This window comes from Streptomyces sp. NPDC059874, assembly GCF_042731135.1.
In the GTDB taxonomy this organism is placed as follows: domain Bacteria; phylum Actinomycetota; class Actinomycetes; order Streptomycetales; family Streptomycetaceae; genus Streptomyces.
The window spans coordinates 17216-33114 of the sequence record NZ_JBHWJY010000060.1 but is presented as its reverse complement, the minus strand read 5'-3'; the positions used below and the strand labels follow the sequence as shown (position 1 = coordinate 33114).

Below are 15899 nucleotides of genomic sequence, written 5' to 3'. Positions count from 1 at the left end.
GTGCCGGCCGGCCTGGTGCGTCACCCGGTCAGGGTGACGCACCAGGCCGGACCCGAGCGGTCAGTTGCCCGGCGGGCGGCCGCAGATGAGGTCGTGGTTGCCGCCCGTGTTGGCGCACCAGAGGTGGTTCTGGTCCGGCACGAAGGTGTACTCGGACAGCTTCCTGTTGATCGGCTTGCAGGCCTGCTTGCCCTTGTTCGGCGAGTACTTGGGGCACTGCCCGTTGTCCAGCTGCTGCAGGTGGGCGCGCAGCGCGTCCAGACCCATGTCCTCGACGCCCGGAGTGGTGGACGGCATGTAGCGGTTGGCCGACCACGAGCCGCCCATGGTGGCGAACAGGGCGATCGCGCAGATCAGGCCGGCGGCCAGCTGGGACATCGCGCGCGGGGAGATCCGGGCGGCCCGGGCCGGGGCGACCTCCTTCAGCGTGCCGCGGATCCAGCCGAAGGCGCGCTCGTACGTGAGCATCACGCCGAGGACGGCCAGGATGATCAGGCAGTAGTAGATGATCCAGGTGGTGCGCGGGTACAGCTGGACGGCCTGGTTCTGCTCCATGTGGGAGGCGAACCAGAAGCGCAGCAGCCAGGCGCCCGCGAGGACGAAGCCCGCGGTGCGGACCACGACGTTGCGCAGGCCGAGACCGACGCCGATGCCCACGCCCAGGAGCAGCAGGACGCTGAAGCCGGTCTGCCCGGCCAGCTCTCCCGACACCGGGAAGTTCTGGTAGTTCAGGTTGCCCGCGCGGTCGGAGGCCCAGCCCAGCACGTAGGCCGGGTCGATGTAGGTGTTGAGGTAGGCGTAGCGGTCCTTCGTCGTGGCGCCCAGGCGGACCAGCTGGTACACCAGCGGCGCGCCGATCACGGCGGCGGTGATCAGGATGGTGCCGAGGAACAACACGGCGCGCTTGATCGCGACCCGGCCCCGGCGCCACGGGAACAGCATCAGGACGAGGATGAACGAGCCGGGCGCGGCCCACAGGTACCAGCCCGAGTACCAGAGGAACATCACGCCGAACGCGGCGCCGAAGCCGATGCCGCGCAGCACCGCCGAACGCGTCGAGAGCTCGTCGGCCCGGCGGATCTCCCGGAAGCAGGCCGCCAGCAGCGGCAGCAGCACGAGCATGGAGCCGTGGCTGTACGGGCGGATCGGGTCGAGGAAGACGATCGAGGCCGGCACGGCGATCGCCATCGCCCAGAACGGGCGCAGCAGCATCCGCCACGAGAGGTAGGCCATCGGCCCGACCAGCGCGCTGAGGATCAGCTGCAGGTCCTTGAGCGCGTGACCCACGCCGAGGACGCCGTTGTGGAAGACCTTGGCCCAGAGCGCGAGCAGGGCGGGGAACAGCGGGGGGTAGACCCCCGGGAGGCCCTTGTGGCGCATCATGTCGTTGGCCATGCCCATGAGGTTGCCGGGGTCGCCCTCCTGGCCGCCCAGGCCCCACGGCGTGCCGTTCAGGGCGACCGCTATGCCGCCCGCGACGACTCCGGTGGCCAGACCCGCGAGGGCCGCGCAGGCCAGCCGCTGCGCGACCTGGTAGTAGCGCAGGGTCCCCCGGTAGGCGAGGAACAGCAGCACCGCGAGCACGGGGATGCCGAGCAGCGCCACGTACTGCTGGACCGCGGCGAGGCCGCTGACCTGGCCGACGCGGGTGACGGGGTTGACGTCGATGCGGGTGCACAGCAGCATGAACCCGAGGGCCACGACGACGCTGACGACACCCTCGCCGAGCGGGAGGAGCCAGCGCTTCTCCGTCCAGCGGTCGAAGCGGCCGCCCGGCCGCTTCGTCGACGTCCCGTCGGACGAGGCGCCTCTGGCGTCGTCCGACGTACTGGAGGGGGCGCCGACGATGTTCGGTGCCAAATCCGTCATGTCAATTCACTTCCGTGAAACGGCACTCTGCCGCAGGTCGGGCCGGCTCGACAGGGCGAGCGAGGTCAGCGGGCGCCGGCTGGGGGCACCCGGCCGCCACGGAACGTCCACGGAATACCGACGGACGTTCACGACACGCTAGCAAACCGACACACTGCCTCCGCCCGCCGCCCTGCTCGGCGCCCGCCCCCCGGACCCTCGCGGGCCCGGGGGCGGAGCCACCGGCCTCCCTGGTGCCGTGACCGGAAAGGTTCACCGGGTCACAGCACTAGCGGCGGGCGAACGCCACGCGGTGGGACGGGTCGTGGACTTCGCCGACCAGCATCTGCAGGACGTCCTCCAGGGCGACCAGGCCCACGATTCGACCCCCCTGGTCCGCGACCTGCGCCAGGTGGGTGGCGTCCCGGCGCATGACGCTGAGGGCGTCGTCCAGCGGGAGCGTCGCGCACAGGGTGGTCATCCGGCGCCAGACCCGCTGCGGCACGGCCCGTTCCCGCTCCTCCAGGTCCAGTACGTCCTTGACGTGCAGGTAGCCCATGAAGGCGCCGCTGTCCGCGCGGACGGGGAACCGGGAGTAGCCGGTGCGCACCGTCAGCTGTTCGATCTGGCGCGGGGTGGCCGAGGGCCCGACGGTGACCAGACGGCCGGGGGCCAGGAGGACGTCGGTGACCGGGCGGCTGCCCAGTTCGAGGGCGTCCTCCAGGCGTTCCTGCTCGCCCGGTTCGAGGAGCCCGGCCTGCCGGGAGTCCTCGACGAGCCGGCCGAGCTGGGCGCTGGTGTAGACGGCCTCGACCTCGTCCTTGGGCTCCACTCCGAAGAGCCGCAGGACCAGCGCCGCGCAGGCGCCCAGCGCGGCCGTGACCGGTCCGCACAGCCGTGCGAAGGCGACCAGGCCGGGGCTGAACCACAGCGCGGTCTTCTCCGGGGCCGCCATCGCCAGGTTCTTCGGCACCATCTCGCCGATGACCAGGTGCAGGAAGACCACCGCGGCGAGCGCGAGCGCGTAGCCGAGGGGGTGGATCAGGCCCTGCGGGACGTGGACGGCGTGGAAGACGGGCTCCAGCAGCCGGGCCACGGTGGGTTCGGCGACCGCGCCGAGGGTGAGCGAGCACACGGTGATGCCGAACTGCGCGGCGGCCATCATGCGGGGCAGGTTCTCCAGGCCGTGGAGGACCTGTCGGGCCCGCTTGGAGCTTGCCGCGAGGGGCTCGATCTGGCTGCGTCGTACGGAGACGAGCGCGAACTCGGCACCGACGAAGAAGCCGTTGGCGAGGACCAGCAGCAGCGCGAAGAGGAGTTGGACCGCGTTCATCGGGCGGCCGCCTCTGCCTCGGCGGGTCGTGCGGGCGCGTGTCCGGACGCGTGTCCTGACGCGTACGCGACGGCCAGGTCCGGCCGCCCGGCCGCGGCGGGCCCCGCGGCCCAGTCGACCCCGGGTGCCGCTCCGGCCCCGGCTCCGATCGGGTACGGCCTGCCGGGCTGCCCCGCCGGCGCCGGCAGGACACGGACCATCCGGACGCGTTCGGCGCGGTTGCGGCCGACCTGACGCACGGACAGCTTCCAGCCGGGGAGCTCCGCGCGGTCCCCGGGGGCGGGGATCCGGCCGAGGAGGTCGGCGACGAGGCCGGCGACGGTCTCGTACGGGCCTTCGGGCACCTCCAGGCCTATGCGGCGCAGGGTGTGCACCCGGCAGCTGCCGTCGGCCTCCCAGGAGGGGCGGCCGTCCTCGGCGGGTACGGCGGCCAGCTCGGGGCTGTCGTCCTCGGCGAGGTCGTGCTCGTCGCGGACCTCGCCGACGAGTTCCTCCACGATGTCCTCCAGGGTGACCACGCCGGCCGTGCCCCCGTACTCGTCGACGACCACGGCCATGGGCTGTTCGCTGCGCAACCGTTCCAGCAGCGGCTGCACCGGCAGGGAGCCGGGCACCAGCAGCGGGGCGACGCAGATCCGCGCGACGACGGTGCGGGCGCGTTCGGCCTCGGGCACGGCGAGGGCGTCCTTGAGGTGGACCACGCCGGTGACCTCGTCGATGCGCTCGCGGTAGACCGGGAAGCGGGACAGGCCGGTGGCGCGGGTCAGGTTCAGCACGTCGGCCGCGGTGGCGGTGTGCTGGAGGGCGCTGACCTTCACCCGGGGGGTCATGACGTGCTGGGCGGTGAGCTCGCCCAGCGACAGGGTCCGGACGAAGAGGTCGGCGGTGTCCTGTTCGAGGGCGCCGGCCTGGGCCGAATGGCGGACCAGGGAGACCAGTTCGCCCGGGGTGCGGGCAGAGGCCATCTCCTCGGCGGGCTCCACTCCCAGCGCCCGTACGAGCCGGTTGGCGACGGCGTTGAGGCCGGCGATGACCGGCCGGAAGGCGCGGGAGAAGGCGTTCTGGGGACCGGCGACGAACCGGGCGACCTGGAGCGGCCGCGAGATCGCCCAGTTCTTCGGGACGAGCTCGCCGACGACCATCTGGACGGCGGAGGCGAGCAGCATGCCGATGACGACGGCGGCGCCGGGGACGGCCCCCTTGGGCAGACCGGTCGCTTCGAGCGGCCCCGACAGCAGTGCGGCGAGGGCGGGCTCGGCGAGCATGCCGACCACGAGGGAGGTGATGGTGATGCCGAGCTGGGTGCCGGAGAGCTGGAAGGACAGCTCCCGCAGGGCCTTGACCACCGTGCGGGCACGGCGGTCGCCTTCGGCTGCGGCGCGCTCCGCCTCGGGACGTTCCACGGTGACGAGGCCGAACTCGGCCGCCACGAAGAAGCCGTTGGCGAGGATCAGGGCGAATGCCGCCACGAGCAGGAGTAGCGGGATGGTCATGCCGCCGCCTCCGTGGGGAGGGCGGCGCGGGTATTACCGGACGATCCGTCCATTGCTGGAGGGAGTCACTCCTCGAGTCGCAGGTGACCGGCGGGCCCGGGGTCCCGGAGCCGGTGTGAGGGCGCACGGCTGCGCCCCGCCACCAGGGTAGTCATTGAGATCGTGGCCGCAATGGGACGCAGCGACGAGGCTTCGCCCGCTCAGTGGTCCTTTGTTCCGGTTCCGTGCGTCTCGGCGAGGGCGCGCAGGGCGCGGGCGTCCCCGATCGCCTGGGCCTTGGCGACCCCGGGCTGGATGCCGAGGGCGGGCAGGCTGGTGCCGTCGCTGAGGTCGAGGAACACCCACGGGTCACCCGGGCGGAGGTTGACGCGCAGGATCTGCGCCCACTCCAGCCGGCGCTTGGTCGTCAGGTTGACGACGGTGACGCCGGTCTCGTCGGCGACCACCTTGGGGCGGCTGAGCAGGACGAGCACGGAGGTCAGCAGCGCGGCGGTGAAGACGAAGCTGATCCGCTCCCCCGGGCTGAGCTTCTCCAGGAGGACGGCGATCGCCGTGATCGTGGTGAACATGACGAGCCCGACGCTCAGCAGGACGGCCCGGGTGCGGGTCGGCCGGAAGGTGACCGGCAGGGTGGGCGGTACGGGCTGGGCGGCGGGCTCGCTCATGTGCGCTTCAGTGCCTTCTGGAATTCTGGACTGCGGGAATCCTGGAATCGCGTGCGGTCAGAGACGGCAGGCGTGGATCGAGGTGGTGAGGATCGCGCGCGCGCCGAGCTCGTACAGGTCGTCCATGATCCGCTGGGCTTCCTTGGCGGGGACCATCGCGCGGACCGCGACCCAGCCCTCGTTGTGCAGCGGGGAGACCGTCGGCGACTCCAGCCCCGGGGTGAGGGCGACCGCGCGCTCCAGGTGCTCGGCGCGGCAGTCGTAGTCCATCATCACGTAGCTGCGGGCCACCAGGACGCCCTGGAGACGGCGCAGGAACTGCTGGGCCTGCGGGTCCTCGGCCACCGCGCCGTTGCCGATGACGACGGCCTCGGAGGTGAGGATCGGCTCGCCGATGACCTCCAGGCCGGCGTTGCGCAGGCTGGTGCCGGTCTCGACGACATCGGCGATGATCTGCGCGACGCCGAGCTGGATGGCGGTCTCGACCGCGCCGTCGAGGTGGACGACGGAGGCGTCGATCCCCTTCTCGGCGAGGTGCTTGGCGACGATTCCCTCGTACGAGGTCGCGATCGTCATCCCGTGGAAGTCCTCGGGGCCCTTCGCGGTGCCGGGCTTGGTGGCGTAGCGGAAGGTCGAGCGGCCGAAGTTCAGCGGCAGGATCTCCTCGGCGCTCGCGCCGGAGTCGAGCAGCAGGTCACGGCCGGTGATGCCGATGTCGAGCTTGCCCGAGGAGACGTAGATCGCGATGTCCTTGGGGCGGAGGTAGAAGAACTCCACCTCGTTCTCGGGGTCGACGACCACGAGCTCCTTGGACTCCTTGCGCTGGCGGTAGCCGGCCTCATGGAGCATCGCCGACGCCGGTCCGGAGAGTGAACCCTTGTTGGGGACGGCGATGCGCAGCATGGGGCTTCCTTTGGTGCGTGGGATTCGTGATTACGGGCGGGTGGTGCGTGCCTGGGCTCAGAGGTGGGCGTAGACGTCGTCGAGGGAGATCCCGCGCGCCACCATCATCACCTGGACGTGGTAGAGCAGCTGGGAGATCTCCTCGGCGGCGGCGTCCTTGCTCTCGTACTCCGCGGCCATCCAGACCTCGGCGGCCTCCTCGACGACCTTCTTGCCGATGGCATGGACGCCCTTGTGGACGAGCTCGGCGGTGCGGGAGGTGCTGGGGTCGCCTTCGGCGGCCTTGAGCTGGAGCTCCGTGAAGAGCTCTTCGAAGCTCTTGAGGGGTTTGTTCGCCATGATGTCCTTAGGGTACGGGCTCACCCGGGTGCGCCAGTGCCTGGGTTCACTCCTTGGACTAGCGCCAGGGTTCGCTGACGGTCCGCAGGGTCATGGCGGTGGAGACGGCGGCGGTGACCGCTTCGTGCCCCTTGTCCTCGTTCGAGCCCTCGAGTCCGGCGCGGTCCAGCGCCTGCTCGTCGTTGTCGCAGGTCAGCACACCGAAGCCGACGGGGACTCCGGTGTCGATCGACACCTGTACCAGGCCCTGGGTGACGCCCTGGCAGACGTAGTCGAAGTGCGGGGTGCCGCCGCGGATGACCACTCCGAGGGCGACGATGGCATCGTAACCGCGACCGGCGAGGACCTTCGCCACGACGGGGAGCTCGAAGCTGCCCGGGACGCGCAGCAGGGTCGGCTCGTCGATGCCGAGCTCGTGCAGGGCCCGCAGGGCGCCGTCGACCAGTCCGTCCATGACCTTCTCGTGCCACTGGGCCGCGATCACGGCGACTCGGAGGTCTCCGCAGTTCTTCACGCTCAGTTCGGGTGCGCCCTTGCCGCTCACAGCTCTGCTCCTCGGTGGTTCGTGGGTGTGGTGTGTGGTGGTGTGGTGGATCTACGGGTCGTGCGTCGTGCGTTCTTACTGGTTGCCGCAGGTGGACACCGGCACGGCCGCGTCCAGCCAGGGCAGGTCGTGGCCCATCCGGTCCCGCTTGGTGCGCAGGTACCGCAGATTGTGCTCGCCCGCCTCCACCGGCATCGACTCCCGGCCGGAGACCGTGATGCCGTGCTCGACGAGGGCGGCGGACTTGTCGGGGTTGTTGGTCAGCAGCCGGACGCTGCGCGCGCCCAGGTCGGCGAGGATCTGCGCGCCGGCCGCGTAGTCGCGGGCGTCGGCGGGCAGGCCCAGCTCCAGGTTGGCGTCGAGGGTGTCGCGGCCGCGCTCCTGGAGTTCGTACGCGCGCAGCTTGGACAGCAGTCCGATGCCGCGGCCCTCGTGGCCGCGCAGGTAGACGACGATCCCGCGGCCCTCGGCCTGGATCCGCTCCATGGAGGCGTGCAGCTGGGGGCCGCAGTCGCAGCGCTGGGAGGAGAAGATGTCGCCGGTCAGGCACTCGGAGTGCATGCGGACCAGGACGTCTTCGCCGTCGCCGATCTCGCCGTGGACGAGGGCGACGTGCTCGACCCCGTCGACGGTGGAGCGGTAGCCGTACGCGGTGAAGTCCCCGAACGAGGTCGGCAGGCTGACCTCGGCCTCGCGGCGCACGGTCGGCTCGGCGGAGCTGCGGTAGGCGATCAGGTCCTCGATGGAGATGATCGTCAGGCCGTGCTTGCGGGCGAAGGGGATCAGCTCGGGCAGGCGCAGCATGACGCCGTCCTCGCCGGCGATCTCCACGATGGCGCCGGCCGGGCGCAGGCCCGCGAGGCGGGCGAGGTCGACGGCGGCCTCGGTGTGGCCGTTGCGGACCAGGACGCCGCCGGGCTTGGCGCGCAGCGGGAAGATGTGGCCGGGGCGGACGAAGTCGCCGGGGCCGGAGACGCCGTCGGCGAGCAGCCGCAGGGTGGTGGCGCGGTCGGCGGCCGAGATGCCGGTGGTGACGCCGTGGGCGGCGCTCGCGTCGACGGAGACGGTGAAGGCGGTCTTCATCGACTCGGTGTTGTTCTGGACCATCTGCGGGAGTTCGAGGCGCTCCAGCTCGTCGCCCTCCATGGGGGCGCAGATCAGGCCGCGGCACTCGCTCATCATGAAGGCGATGATCTCGGGGGTGGCCTTCTCGGCGGCGATGACGAGGTCGCCCTCGTTCTCGCGGTCCTCGTCGTCGACGACGACGACGGGCCGGCCCGCCGCGATGTCGCGGATGGCCTGCTCGACGGGGTCGAGGCGGAAGGTCTCTTCGACCTCGATGTCGGGCACGGGCTTGAGGCTGGTCATGCCGTTGCTCCTTCCAGGGCCGGGGCGGGGGTGGTGCGAGAGCGGAGCCACCAGTCGCGCATGCCCCACAGGACGAGCGCGCCGTAGATGACGTAGACGAAGCCGGAGAACGCGTAGCCGTTGGCGAAGTTCAGGGGCACGCCGACCAGGTCGACGAGGAGCCAGGCGAACCAGAACTCGACCATGCCGCGCGACTGGGCGTACATGGCGACGATCGTGCCGACGAAGATGTACGCGTCGGGCCAGGGGTCCCAGGACAGCGCCGGGTAGGCGGTGAAGAGCAGGGCGACCGCGACGGTTCCGAGGGCGGCGGCGCCCACGAGGACGCCGCGCTCGCGCCAGGTGGCGAAGCGGACGGCGATCGTTCCGTCCTGGGCCTGCTGCCGGCCCCGGCTCCACTGCGCCCAGCCCCAGGCGGCCACGAGCATGACCACGACCTGCTTGCCGGCGCTGCCGGACAGGTGGCCGGCCGCGAAGGCCACGAAGAGGATGATGCCCGAAAGGAACTGGGCGGGCCAGGTCCATATGGAGCGCCGCCAGCCGAGGGCGAGGGCGATCAGACCGATCGTGTTGCCGATCATGTCGGACCACTTGATGTGCTGGTCGAAGGCGGTGAACGCCTCGGAGTTCAGCCAGGTCAGGGCGCTCACTCGGCTGCCTTCCGGTCCGCGCCGATCAGCCGCTCGACGTACTTCGCCAGGACGTCGACCTCCAGGTTGACCGGGTCGCCGGGCTGCTTGATGCCGAGCGTGGTCAGCCCGAGGGTGGTGGGGATGAGGCTGATGGTGAACCAGTCGGCGGCGGCCTCGACCACGGTGAGGCTGACGCCGTCGACCGTGATGGAGCCCTTCTCGACCACGTAGCGCGAGAGGTTCGCCGGGAGGGCGACCTTGACGATCTCCCAGTGCTCCGAGGGGGTCCGGGAGAGGATCTCGCCGGTCCCGTCCACGTGCCCCTGGACCAAGTGGCCGCCGAGCCGTCCGCCGAGTGCCATCGGGCGCTCCAGGTTGACCCGGGAGCCCTTGGTCAGGGCGCCGAGGCTGGAGCGGTCGAGGGTCTCCTGCATGACGTCGGCGGTGAACTCTCCGTCGCCGGTCTCCACGACCGTCAGGCAGACGCCATTGACGGCGATGGAGTCGCCGTGCTTGGCGTCCTCGGTGACGACGGGGCCGCGCAGGCGGAAGCGGGAGGCTTCCTCGAGCTCCTCGACGGCGACGACTTCGCCCAGTTCTTCGACGATTCCGGTGAACACTTCAGTGCTCCTTGAGGGCAGTGGGGGCGGACGGGGCTGCCGTGGGGACGGCGGTGACGCGGATGTCCGTGCCGATGCGGACGGTTTCGGTGATCCGGAGCCGGAGCGCGTCGGCGATGGTGCCGATTCCGGCGTCGGCGAGGGCCGCGGGGCCCGCGCCGAGGAGGACCGGGGCGAGGTAGCCGACGACCTTGTCGACGGCCCCGGCGGCGACGAAGGCGCCGGCCAGGGTCGGGCCGCCTTCGAGGAGGACGGAGCGGATGCCGCGCCCGTACAGCTCGCGGAGCAGGGCGTCGACGGAGATCCCGTACTTGTCGTACGGGAGCCGGGCCAGCTCCGCTCCGGCGAGGTGGCGGGTGTCGGCGTCCTCGGCCACGACGACGAGGGTCGGGGCCGCCTCGTCCAGGACGCGGGCGGTGGGTCGGATGGTGGCGTGGGTGTCCAGGACGACGCGCAGGGGCTGGGTCGCGCCCTCGATTCCCCGGACCGCGAGGTGCGGGTCGTCGGCGCGCAGGGTGCCGGAGCCGACGACCACGGCGTCGGCCTCGGCGCGCAGCCGGTGGACGTCGGCACGGGACTCGGGGGAGCTGATCCAGCGGCTGGTGCCGTCGGCGGCGGCGATGCGGCCGTCGAGGGTGGCGGCGTACTTCCACAGGATGTAGGGGCGGCCCAGGCGTACGGAGGTCAGCCAGGCGGCGTTGCCCGCCTCGGCCTCCTCCGCGAGCAGCCCGGACTCCGTGGTCACCCCTGCGGCGCGCAGGGTGGCGCCGCCGCCGCCGGCCTGCGGGGTCGGGTCGGAGACGGCGTGGACCACGTGGGTGATCCCGGCCGCGATGAGGGCCTGCGCGCAGGGTCCCGTACGGCCGGTGTGGTTGCAGGGTTCGAGGGTGACGTAGGCGGTGCCGCCGCGGGCGGCCTCGCCTGCCGCGCGCAGGGCGTGGACCTCGGCGTGCGGGCCGCCGGCCCGCTCGTGCCAACCTTCGCCCACGATCGTGCCCGCGGCGTCGGTGATGACGCAGCCGACGACGGGGTTGGGGCTGGTGGAGCCGAGTCCTCGCGCCGCGAGCTCGATCGCTCGGCGCATGGCACGGGTGCCCGTGTCGGGTGCTTCGTGCGCGGCGTGTGTCGCCACCGGGTCCTCCTGCCACGTCGGGCACGGACTCCGGGGCCTGTCGGGATACGACAGATGAAGCGGTACAGCTCACAGGGGGACGCCGAGGCCGGAAAAACGGTTCGATGGGACACATCCGCAGGGATGTGCCGACGAACCGCCGACGGCGGCGTACCGGTGACTGGCCCGCCGCGCACTGCCTCCCATCCGGACTTTAACCGTCGGTCCAGGAATCTCACCTGGTCAACCGGCCGCTGGCTGCGGACGGGTCGCGGACTATAACCGCCGGTTCGGAATTACACCGACCCCGGAGTGCGCTGCTTACTGGTACTGCAGCCAGTCTGCCACGGGTGATCGGGGGCCATGCGAGTGATGGGGTGTGGCCTGGGTCACAGAGGGTGGTGCGGGGGTTACTCCGTCAGGTAAGCGCGGGTTGGTCCAGACCTATTGACGGTTTGGTCTAGTCCTCTTAACGTTCCCCTCAACTTCACCCGGGAACAGCCCGTCAGATGTGCGCACGTCACGGGCCAACAAGCGTTACCCGCATGCCTGTTGTGTCCTGCCATCCTCCCCTCCCCAGGAGGCACAATGCTGTCCCCCACACGTACGAGAGCGATGCTCCTGGCATCCGGCGCCGCAATCGCCGGACTGCTGGTGGCCGGGCTTTCGACGGGCGTCTCACACGCCGCCGACAACGAAAGCTGTCGCCCCGACGGGCTGTACAAGACGGCCGGCGTCGACGTCCCCTACTGCTCGGTCTACGACTCCGAAGGCCGAGAGAAGATGGGCGCCGACCACCAGCGCCGCGTCATCGGATACTTCACCGGCTGGCGCACCGGCAAGGACGGCACCCCCGCCTACCTCGCCAACAACATCCCGTGGTCCAAGGTCACGCACCTGAACTACGCCTTCGCCCACGTCGGCGGCGACAACAAGATCTCGGTCGGCGCGGACAACGCGAACAACGCCGCCACCGGCATGACCTGGCCGGGGGTCGCGGGCGCCGAGATGGACCCGGCCCTCCCGTACAAGGGCCACTTCAACCAGCTGACGAAGTTCAAGAAGCAGTACCCGAACGTCAAGACGCTGATCTCGGTCGGCGGCTGGGCCGAGACCGGCGGCTACTTCGGTGACGACGGCAACCGGGTCGCCTCCGGCGGCTTCTACTCGATGGCCACCAACGCCGACGGCTCGGTCAACCAGGCCGGCATCGACACCTTCGCGGACTCTTCCGTCGAGTTCATCCGCAAGTACGGGTTCAACGGCGTCGACATCGACTACGAGTACCCGACCACGATGAAGGACGCCGGCAACCCGCTGGACTGGCAGCTGTCCAACGCCCGCCGTGCGGGCCTGGTCCAGGGCTACGCGGCCCTGATGAAGTCGCTGCGCGAGAAGCTCGACCGCGCGGGCGCCGCCGACGGCAAGCACTACCTGCTCTCCGTCGCCGCCCCCTCCTCCGGCTACCTGCTGCGGGGCATGGAGACGTTCCAGATGCAGAAGTACCTGGACTACGTCAACATCATGTCCTACGACCTGCACGGCGCCTGGAACGAGTACGTCGGCCCGAACGCCTCGCTGTTCGACGACGGCAAGGACGGCGAACTGGCCGCCGCGAGCGTCTACTCCACCTCCCAGTACGGCGGGATCGGCTACCTCAACACCGACTGGGCCTACCACTACTTCCGCGGCTCGATGCCCGGCGGCCGCATCAACATCGGTCTGCCGTACTACACCCGCGGCTTCAAGAACGTGCAGGGCGGCACCGACGGCCTGTGGGGCAAGGCCCCCGCGACAACCTGCCCGGCCGGCGCGGGTCTGACCAAGTGCGGTGACGGCGCGGTCGGCATCGACAACCTGTGGCACGACAAGGACACCAACGGGGTCGAGTCCCCGGCGGGCTCCAACCCGATGTGGCACGCCAAGAACCTGGAGAAGGGCGTCGTCGGCGACTACGTCACCAAGTACGGCTTCCCGGCGAACACCACGCTGACCGGCACCTACGCCCGCAAGTACGACTCCACGCTGGTGGCGCCGTGGCTGTGGAACGCGCAGAAGAAGGTCTTCCTCTCGACGGAGGACGAGCAGTCGGTGGCCGCCAAGGCCGACTACGTGGTGAACAAGGGCATCGGCGGCACGATGGTCTGGGAACTCGCGGGCGACTACTCGTACAACGCCGCCAAGGGCCAGTACGAGATGGGCGACACGCTCACCGACACGATGTACCAGAAGTTCAAGGCGGCCTCCCCGTACGGGGCGAAGAAGGCGGGCGCCACCCTGCCCACCCAGGCCGTGGACATCAAGACGGAGTTCACCGAGTTCAAGCTGGGCGACTCCAACTACCCGCTCACCCCGAAGCTCAAGATCACCAACAACACGAACGCGACGCTGCCCGGTGGCACCGAGTTCCGGTTCGACTACGGCACCTCGGCCCCGAACAACGCCTCGGACCAGTCCGGCTTCGGTACGACGGTGATCAGCAGCGGCCACACCGGCAACAACATCGGCGGCCTCAAGGGCGACTTCCAGCGGGTCTCCCTGAAGCTCCCGGCCTGGCAGACGCTGGCCCCGGGCGCCTCGGTCGACCTGGCGTTCAACTACTACCTGCCGGTGTCCACCCCCTCCAACTGGACGGTGACCATCTCGGGCACCACCTACGCCCTCGCCGGGGACCTGGCGCGCGGTACGACGGTGGTTCAGCCGGGCGGCACCCAGCCCCCGACCACGCCGCCCACCACCACTCCCCCGACCACGACGCCGCCCACCACGACGCCTCCGACGGGCGGTACGTGCACCGGCCCGGCGTACGTCGCGGGCACCGTCTACAACAGCGGCAACGTCGTCTCGCACAAGGGCCACAACTGGAAGGCCCAGTGGTGGACGCAGAACGAAGAGCCCGGCACCACGGGTGAATGGGGCGTCTGGAAGGACCAGGGCGCCTGCTGACACACGAGGCGGAGCAGTAGGTACGTGAGGACCCGGTGGCCCGGCGGCCACCGGGTCCTCGCTCGTTAGGGCGTGTCTTTCGGATCAGGCCGGATCAGCCCGCGGTGTCCGGTGCCGTGCATCGCAAGGCGGAGGAGGGAGTCGACGCGGAGCGTCGGCGACCGACGACAACGCGGCGAGGCGCGGTGCCGGGCGCCGCGGGCCCGGCCTGATCCGAAAGACACGCCCTAGGCTGGTCGGGTGACCACACATGTCGCCGCGCCGGCCGCGGACTTCGAGGAACACCGGTCCCGGATGTTCGGCATCGCCTACCGCATGCTCGGCTCCGCCACCGAGGCCGAGGACGTCGTGCAGGACGCGTACCTGCGCTGGACCTCGGGGGACCGGGGGAACGTCGAGCACCCGGGGGCCTGGCTCGCCAAGGTCGTCACGAACCTGTGCCTCAACACCCTCACCTCGGCGCGCGCCCGACGCGAGGAGTACCCGGGTCCCTGGCTCCCGGAGCCGGTCCTCACCGGAGGCGGGGCGCTCGGTCCCCTGGAGTCGGCGGAGCAGCGGGAGAGCGTGTCCATGGCCCTGCTCGTGCTGCTGGAGCAGCTGACGCCGGTGGAGCGGGCGGTGTACGTACTGCGCGAGGCCTTCGCCTACGCCCACCGGGAGATCGCCGAGCTCCTGGACCTCTCCGAGGCCAACTGCCGCCAGCTCTACCGCCGTGCGGCGGCCCGCGTCGCCGCCCCGAAACCGCGCTTCGAGCCGGCCCCCGAGCAGTGGCAGAGCCTGGTGGAGACCTTCCTGGAGGCCGCGCGCAACGGGGACGTGGCCCGGCTGGAGACCATGCTGACCGCGGACGCGAAGTACGTCGGGGACGGCGGCGGAGTGGTGGGCGCGGCGCTGCGGCCGATCCTGGGCCGCGACAAGGTGGCCCGCTTCGCGGTGGGCGTCCTGCGAAAGTTCGTGGGAGACCTCGAGATCACCGTCACCGAGGTCAACGGATCGCCCGCGCTGCTGTTCGGCGAGGTGGCGGTCTTCCAGGTGGAATTCGAGAACGGGCTGGTCAGCGCCATGCGCACGGTCATCAACCCGGAGAAGCTCGAATTCCTTCACCGCCAGCTGTCACATTCCTGACGGCTGTCCGGTCCCAGCTGCTGAACGGGAAGACTTCAGCGAAGGGACACCCCCATGAGCACCATCCTCGTCACCGGAGGCACCGGAACCCTCGGCAGGCTGGTCGTCACCCGACTCCGGGACGCGGACCACGAGGTCCGCGTCCTCAGCCGGCACTCGGCCGATCACCCGGTCGACCTGCGCGACGGCAGCGGCCTGGACCCGGCGATGGCGGGCGTGGACGTCGTCGTGCACTGCGCGAGCGACCCGCGCGCCGCGGGCAAGGGCGACGAGGTGGCCGCCGGGCACCTGATCGAGGCGGCCCGGCGGGCGGGTACCGTCCGCAACCTCGTCTACATCTCGATCGTCGGCGTGGACGCGGTCCCCCTGGGCTACTACAAGGCGAAGCTGAAGGTCGAGCGGATGCTGGAGGAGTCGGGGCTGGGCGTGACGATCCTGCGCACGACCCAGTTCCACGACCTGGTGGCGCAGGTGGTGGACATGGCGGCGAAGCTGCCGGTCGTCCCGATGCCGAGCGGGGTACGGCTGCAGCCGATCGCGGTGGAGGAGGTCGCGGACCGCCTGGTGGAACTGGCCGTCCCGACCCCCGCGGGCCGGGTCCCGGACATGGGCGGCCCCGAGATCCGGACCCTGCCGGAACTCGCCCGCACCTACCTGAAGGCGACGGGCCGCAGCCGCCGGGTACTTCCCGTCCCCCTGGCGGGCAAGGCGTACGCGGGCTTCCGCCGCGGCGGCCACCTGACGCCGTCCCACGCGGCTGGACGGGGCACGTTCGAGGAGTACGCGGCGGGGCGGGGGCGTTGAGGGCCGGGCGTTGAGGGCGGGCGCCAAGGGCCGGGTTTCAAGGGCGGGGCGTAGAGGCGAGGTTCGCGCCGGGCGGGGAAGAAGAGCCGGTACAGGCGCGTCCGTCGTCTTTGGGAGCGGTGATCGGACCGGATCCGCCGGTCACCGACCCCGCCGAGAGGTGAAGTC

The 15899-nt window shown here is 70.9% G+C and carries 14 protein-coding genes and 1 riboswitch; of the genes, 3 read left to right on the top strand and 11 right to left on the bottom strand.

Annotated features, from left to right (window positions below; all coding sequences use genetic code 11):
• Positions 1-60: 60 nt before the first annotated feature.
• The 11 genes from ACFV9H_RS28620 to ribD all read right to left on the bottom strand — a co-directional run bounded on the left by ACFV9H_RS28620 (position 61) and on the right by ribD (position 10829).
• On the bottom strand, positions 61-1869 hold the full coding sequence (locus tag ACFV9H_RS28620) for a hypothetical protein (protein ID WP_385403650.1): 1809 nt from the start codon (positions 1867-1869) through the stop codon (positions 61-63).
• A 268-nt stretch (positions 1870-2137) separates the two neighbouring features.
• A complete protein-coding gene (locus ACFV9H_RS28615) occupies positions 2138-3181 on the bottom strand; it encodes a hemolysin family protein (RefSeq protein WP_385403647.1) in 1044 nt (347 codons plus the stop codon).
• On the bottom strand, positions 3178-4674 hold the full coding sequence (locus ACFV9H_RS28610; RefSeq protein ID WP_385403645.1) for a hemolysin family protein: 1497 nt from the start codon (positions 4672-4674) through the stop codon (positions 3178-3180). Before ACFV9H_RS28610 ends, ACFV9H_RS28615 begins: the two co-directional genes overlap by 4 nt.
• 200 nt (positions 4675-4874) lie before the next feature.
• A complete protein-coding gene (locus ACFV9H_RS28605; RefSeq protein ID WP_385403643.1) occupies positions 4875-5339 on the bottom strand; it encodes a PH domain-containing protein in 465 nt (154 codons plus the stop codon).
• Between the two features lie 57 nt (positions 5340-5396).
• A complete protein-coding gene (gene hisG / locus ACFV9H_RS28600; RefSeq protein ID WP_365172581.1) occupies positions 5397-6242 on the bottom strand; it encodes an ATP phosphoribosyltransferase in 846 nt (281 codons plus the stop codon).
• 57 nt (positions 6243-6299) lie between these two features.
• Complete coding sequence (locus ACFV9H_RS28595; RefSeq protein ID WP_385403640.1) at positions 6300-6581, bottom strand: phosphoribosyl-ATP diphosphatase; 282 nt, start codon at positions 6579-6581, stop codon at positions 6300-6302.
• A gap of 58 nt (positions 6582-6639) precedes the next feature.
• Positions 6640-7125, bottom strand: coding sequence for a 6,7-dimethyl-8-ribityllumazine synthase (ribH, locus tag ACFV9H_RS28590; RefSeq protein WP_007262951.1), 486 nt, complete (start codon positions 7123-7125; stop codon positions 6640-6642).
• A gap of 75 nt (positions 7126-7200) precedes the next feature.
• Positions 7201-8493, bottom strand: coding sequence for a bifunctional 3,4-dihydroxy-2-butanone-4-phosphate synthase/GTP cyclohydrolase II (locus ACFV9H_RS28585; protein ID WP_385403638.1), 1293 nt, complete (start codon positions 8491-8493; stop codon positions 7201-7203).
• Entirely contained in the window at positions 8490-9134 is a 645-nt protein-coding gene (locus ACFV9H_RS28580; RefSeq protein ID WP_385403703.1) for a nicotinamide riboside transporter PnuC, read from the bottom strand. The genes ACFV9H_RS28585 and ACFV9H_RS28580 overlap by 4 nt, the downstream gene beginning before the upstream one ends.
• Before the next feature lie 5 nt (positions 9135-9139).
• The gene (locus ACFV9H_RS28575; RefSeq protein ID WP_385403635.1) at positions 9140-9745 is read right to left on the bottom strand and encodes a riboflavin synthase; all 606 of its coding nucleotides are present in this window, start codon (positions 9743-9745) and stop codon (positions 9140-9142) included.
• Position 9746: 1 nt separating this feature from the next.
• Positions 9747-10829: a bifunctional diaminohydroxyphosphoribosylaminopyrimidine deaminase/5-amino-6-(5-phosphoribosylamino)uracil reductase RibD gene (ribD, locus tag ACFV9H_RS28570; RefSeq protein ID WP_385403700.1), complete on the bottom strand. Its 1083-nt coding sequence runs from the start codon at positions 10827-10829 to the stop codon at positions 9747-9749.
• Between the two features lie 216 nt (positions 10830-11045).
• A riboswitch (FMN riboswitch) is annotated at positions 11046-11176 on the bottom strand.
• 268 nt (positions 11177-11444) lie between these two features.
• On the opposite strand from ribD, the gene ACFV9H_RS28565 reads away from it, so the two are divergent.
• From ACFV9H_RS28565 to ACFV9H_RS28555, 3 genes are all read left to right on the top strand, one after another.
• The gene (locus ACFV9H_RS28565; RefSeq protein WP_385403633.1) at positions 11445-13802 is read left to right on the top strand and encodes a chitinase C-terminal domain-containing protein; all 2358 of its coding nucleotides are present in this window, start codon (positions 11445-11447) and stop codon (positions 13800-13802) included.
• 240 nt (positions 13803-14042) lie between these two features.
• Positions 14043-14927, top strand: a complete 885-nt coding sequence (locus ACFV9H_RS28560; RefSeq protein ID WP_385403631.1) for an RNA polymerase sigma-70 factor — start codon at positions 14043-14045, stop codon at positions 14925-14927.
• Positions 14928-14981: 54 nt separating this feature from the next.
• Positions 14982-15731 carry an SDR family oxidoreductase gene (locus tag ACFV9H_RS28555; protein WP_385403629.1) on the top strand — a complete coding sequence of 250 codons (750 nt, stop codon included), beginning with the start codon at positions 14982-14984 and terminating at the stop codon, positions 15729-15731.
• Positions 15732-15899: the final 168 nt, after the last annotated feature.

Coding starts and splice junctions, on each gene's coding strand:
- ACFV9H_RS28620 (WP_385403650.1), bottom strand. CDS start 1,869: ATGACGGATTTGGCACCGAACATCGTCGGCGCCCCCTCCAGTACGTCG.
- ACFV9H_RS28615 (WP_385403647.1), bottom strand. CDS start 3,181: ATGAACGCGGTCCAACTCCTCTTCGCGCTGCTGCTGGTCCTCGCCAAC.
- ACFV9H_RS28610 (WP_385403645.1), bottom strand. CDS start 4,674: ATGACCATCCCGCTACTCCTGCTCGTGGCGGCATTCGCCCTGATCCTC.
- ACFV9H_RS28605 (WP_385403643.1), bottom strand. CDS start 5,339: ATGAGCGAGCCCGCCGCCCAGCCCGTACCGCCCACCCTGCCGGTCACC.
- hisG (WP_365172581.1), bottom strand. CDS start 6,242: ATGCTGCGCATCGCCGTCCCCAACAAGGGTTCACTCTCCGGACCGGCG.
- ACFV9H_RS28595 (WP_385403640.1), bottom strand. CDS start 6,581: ATGGCGAACAAACCCCTCAAGAGCTTCGAAGAGCTCTTCACGGAGCTC.
- ACFV9H_RS28585 (WP_385403638.1), bottom strand. CDS start 8,493: ATGACCAGCCTCAAGCCCGTGCCCGACATCGAGGTCGAAGAGACCTTC.
- ribD (WP_385403700.1), bottom strand. CDS start 10,829: ATGCGCCGAGCGATCGAGCTCGCGGCGCGAGGACTCGGCTCCACCAGC.
- ACFV9H_RS28565 (WP_385403633.1), top strand. CDS start 11,445: ATGCTGTCCCCCACACGTACGAGAGCGATGCTCCTGGCATCCGGCGCC.
- ACFV9H_RS28555 (WP_385403629.1), top strand. CDS start 14,982: ATGAGCACCATCCTCGTCACCGGAGGCACCGGAACCCTCGGCAGGCTG.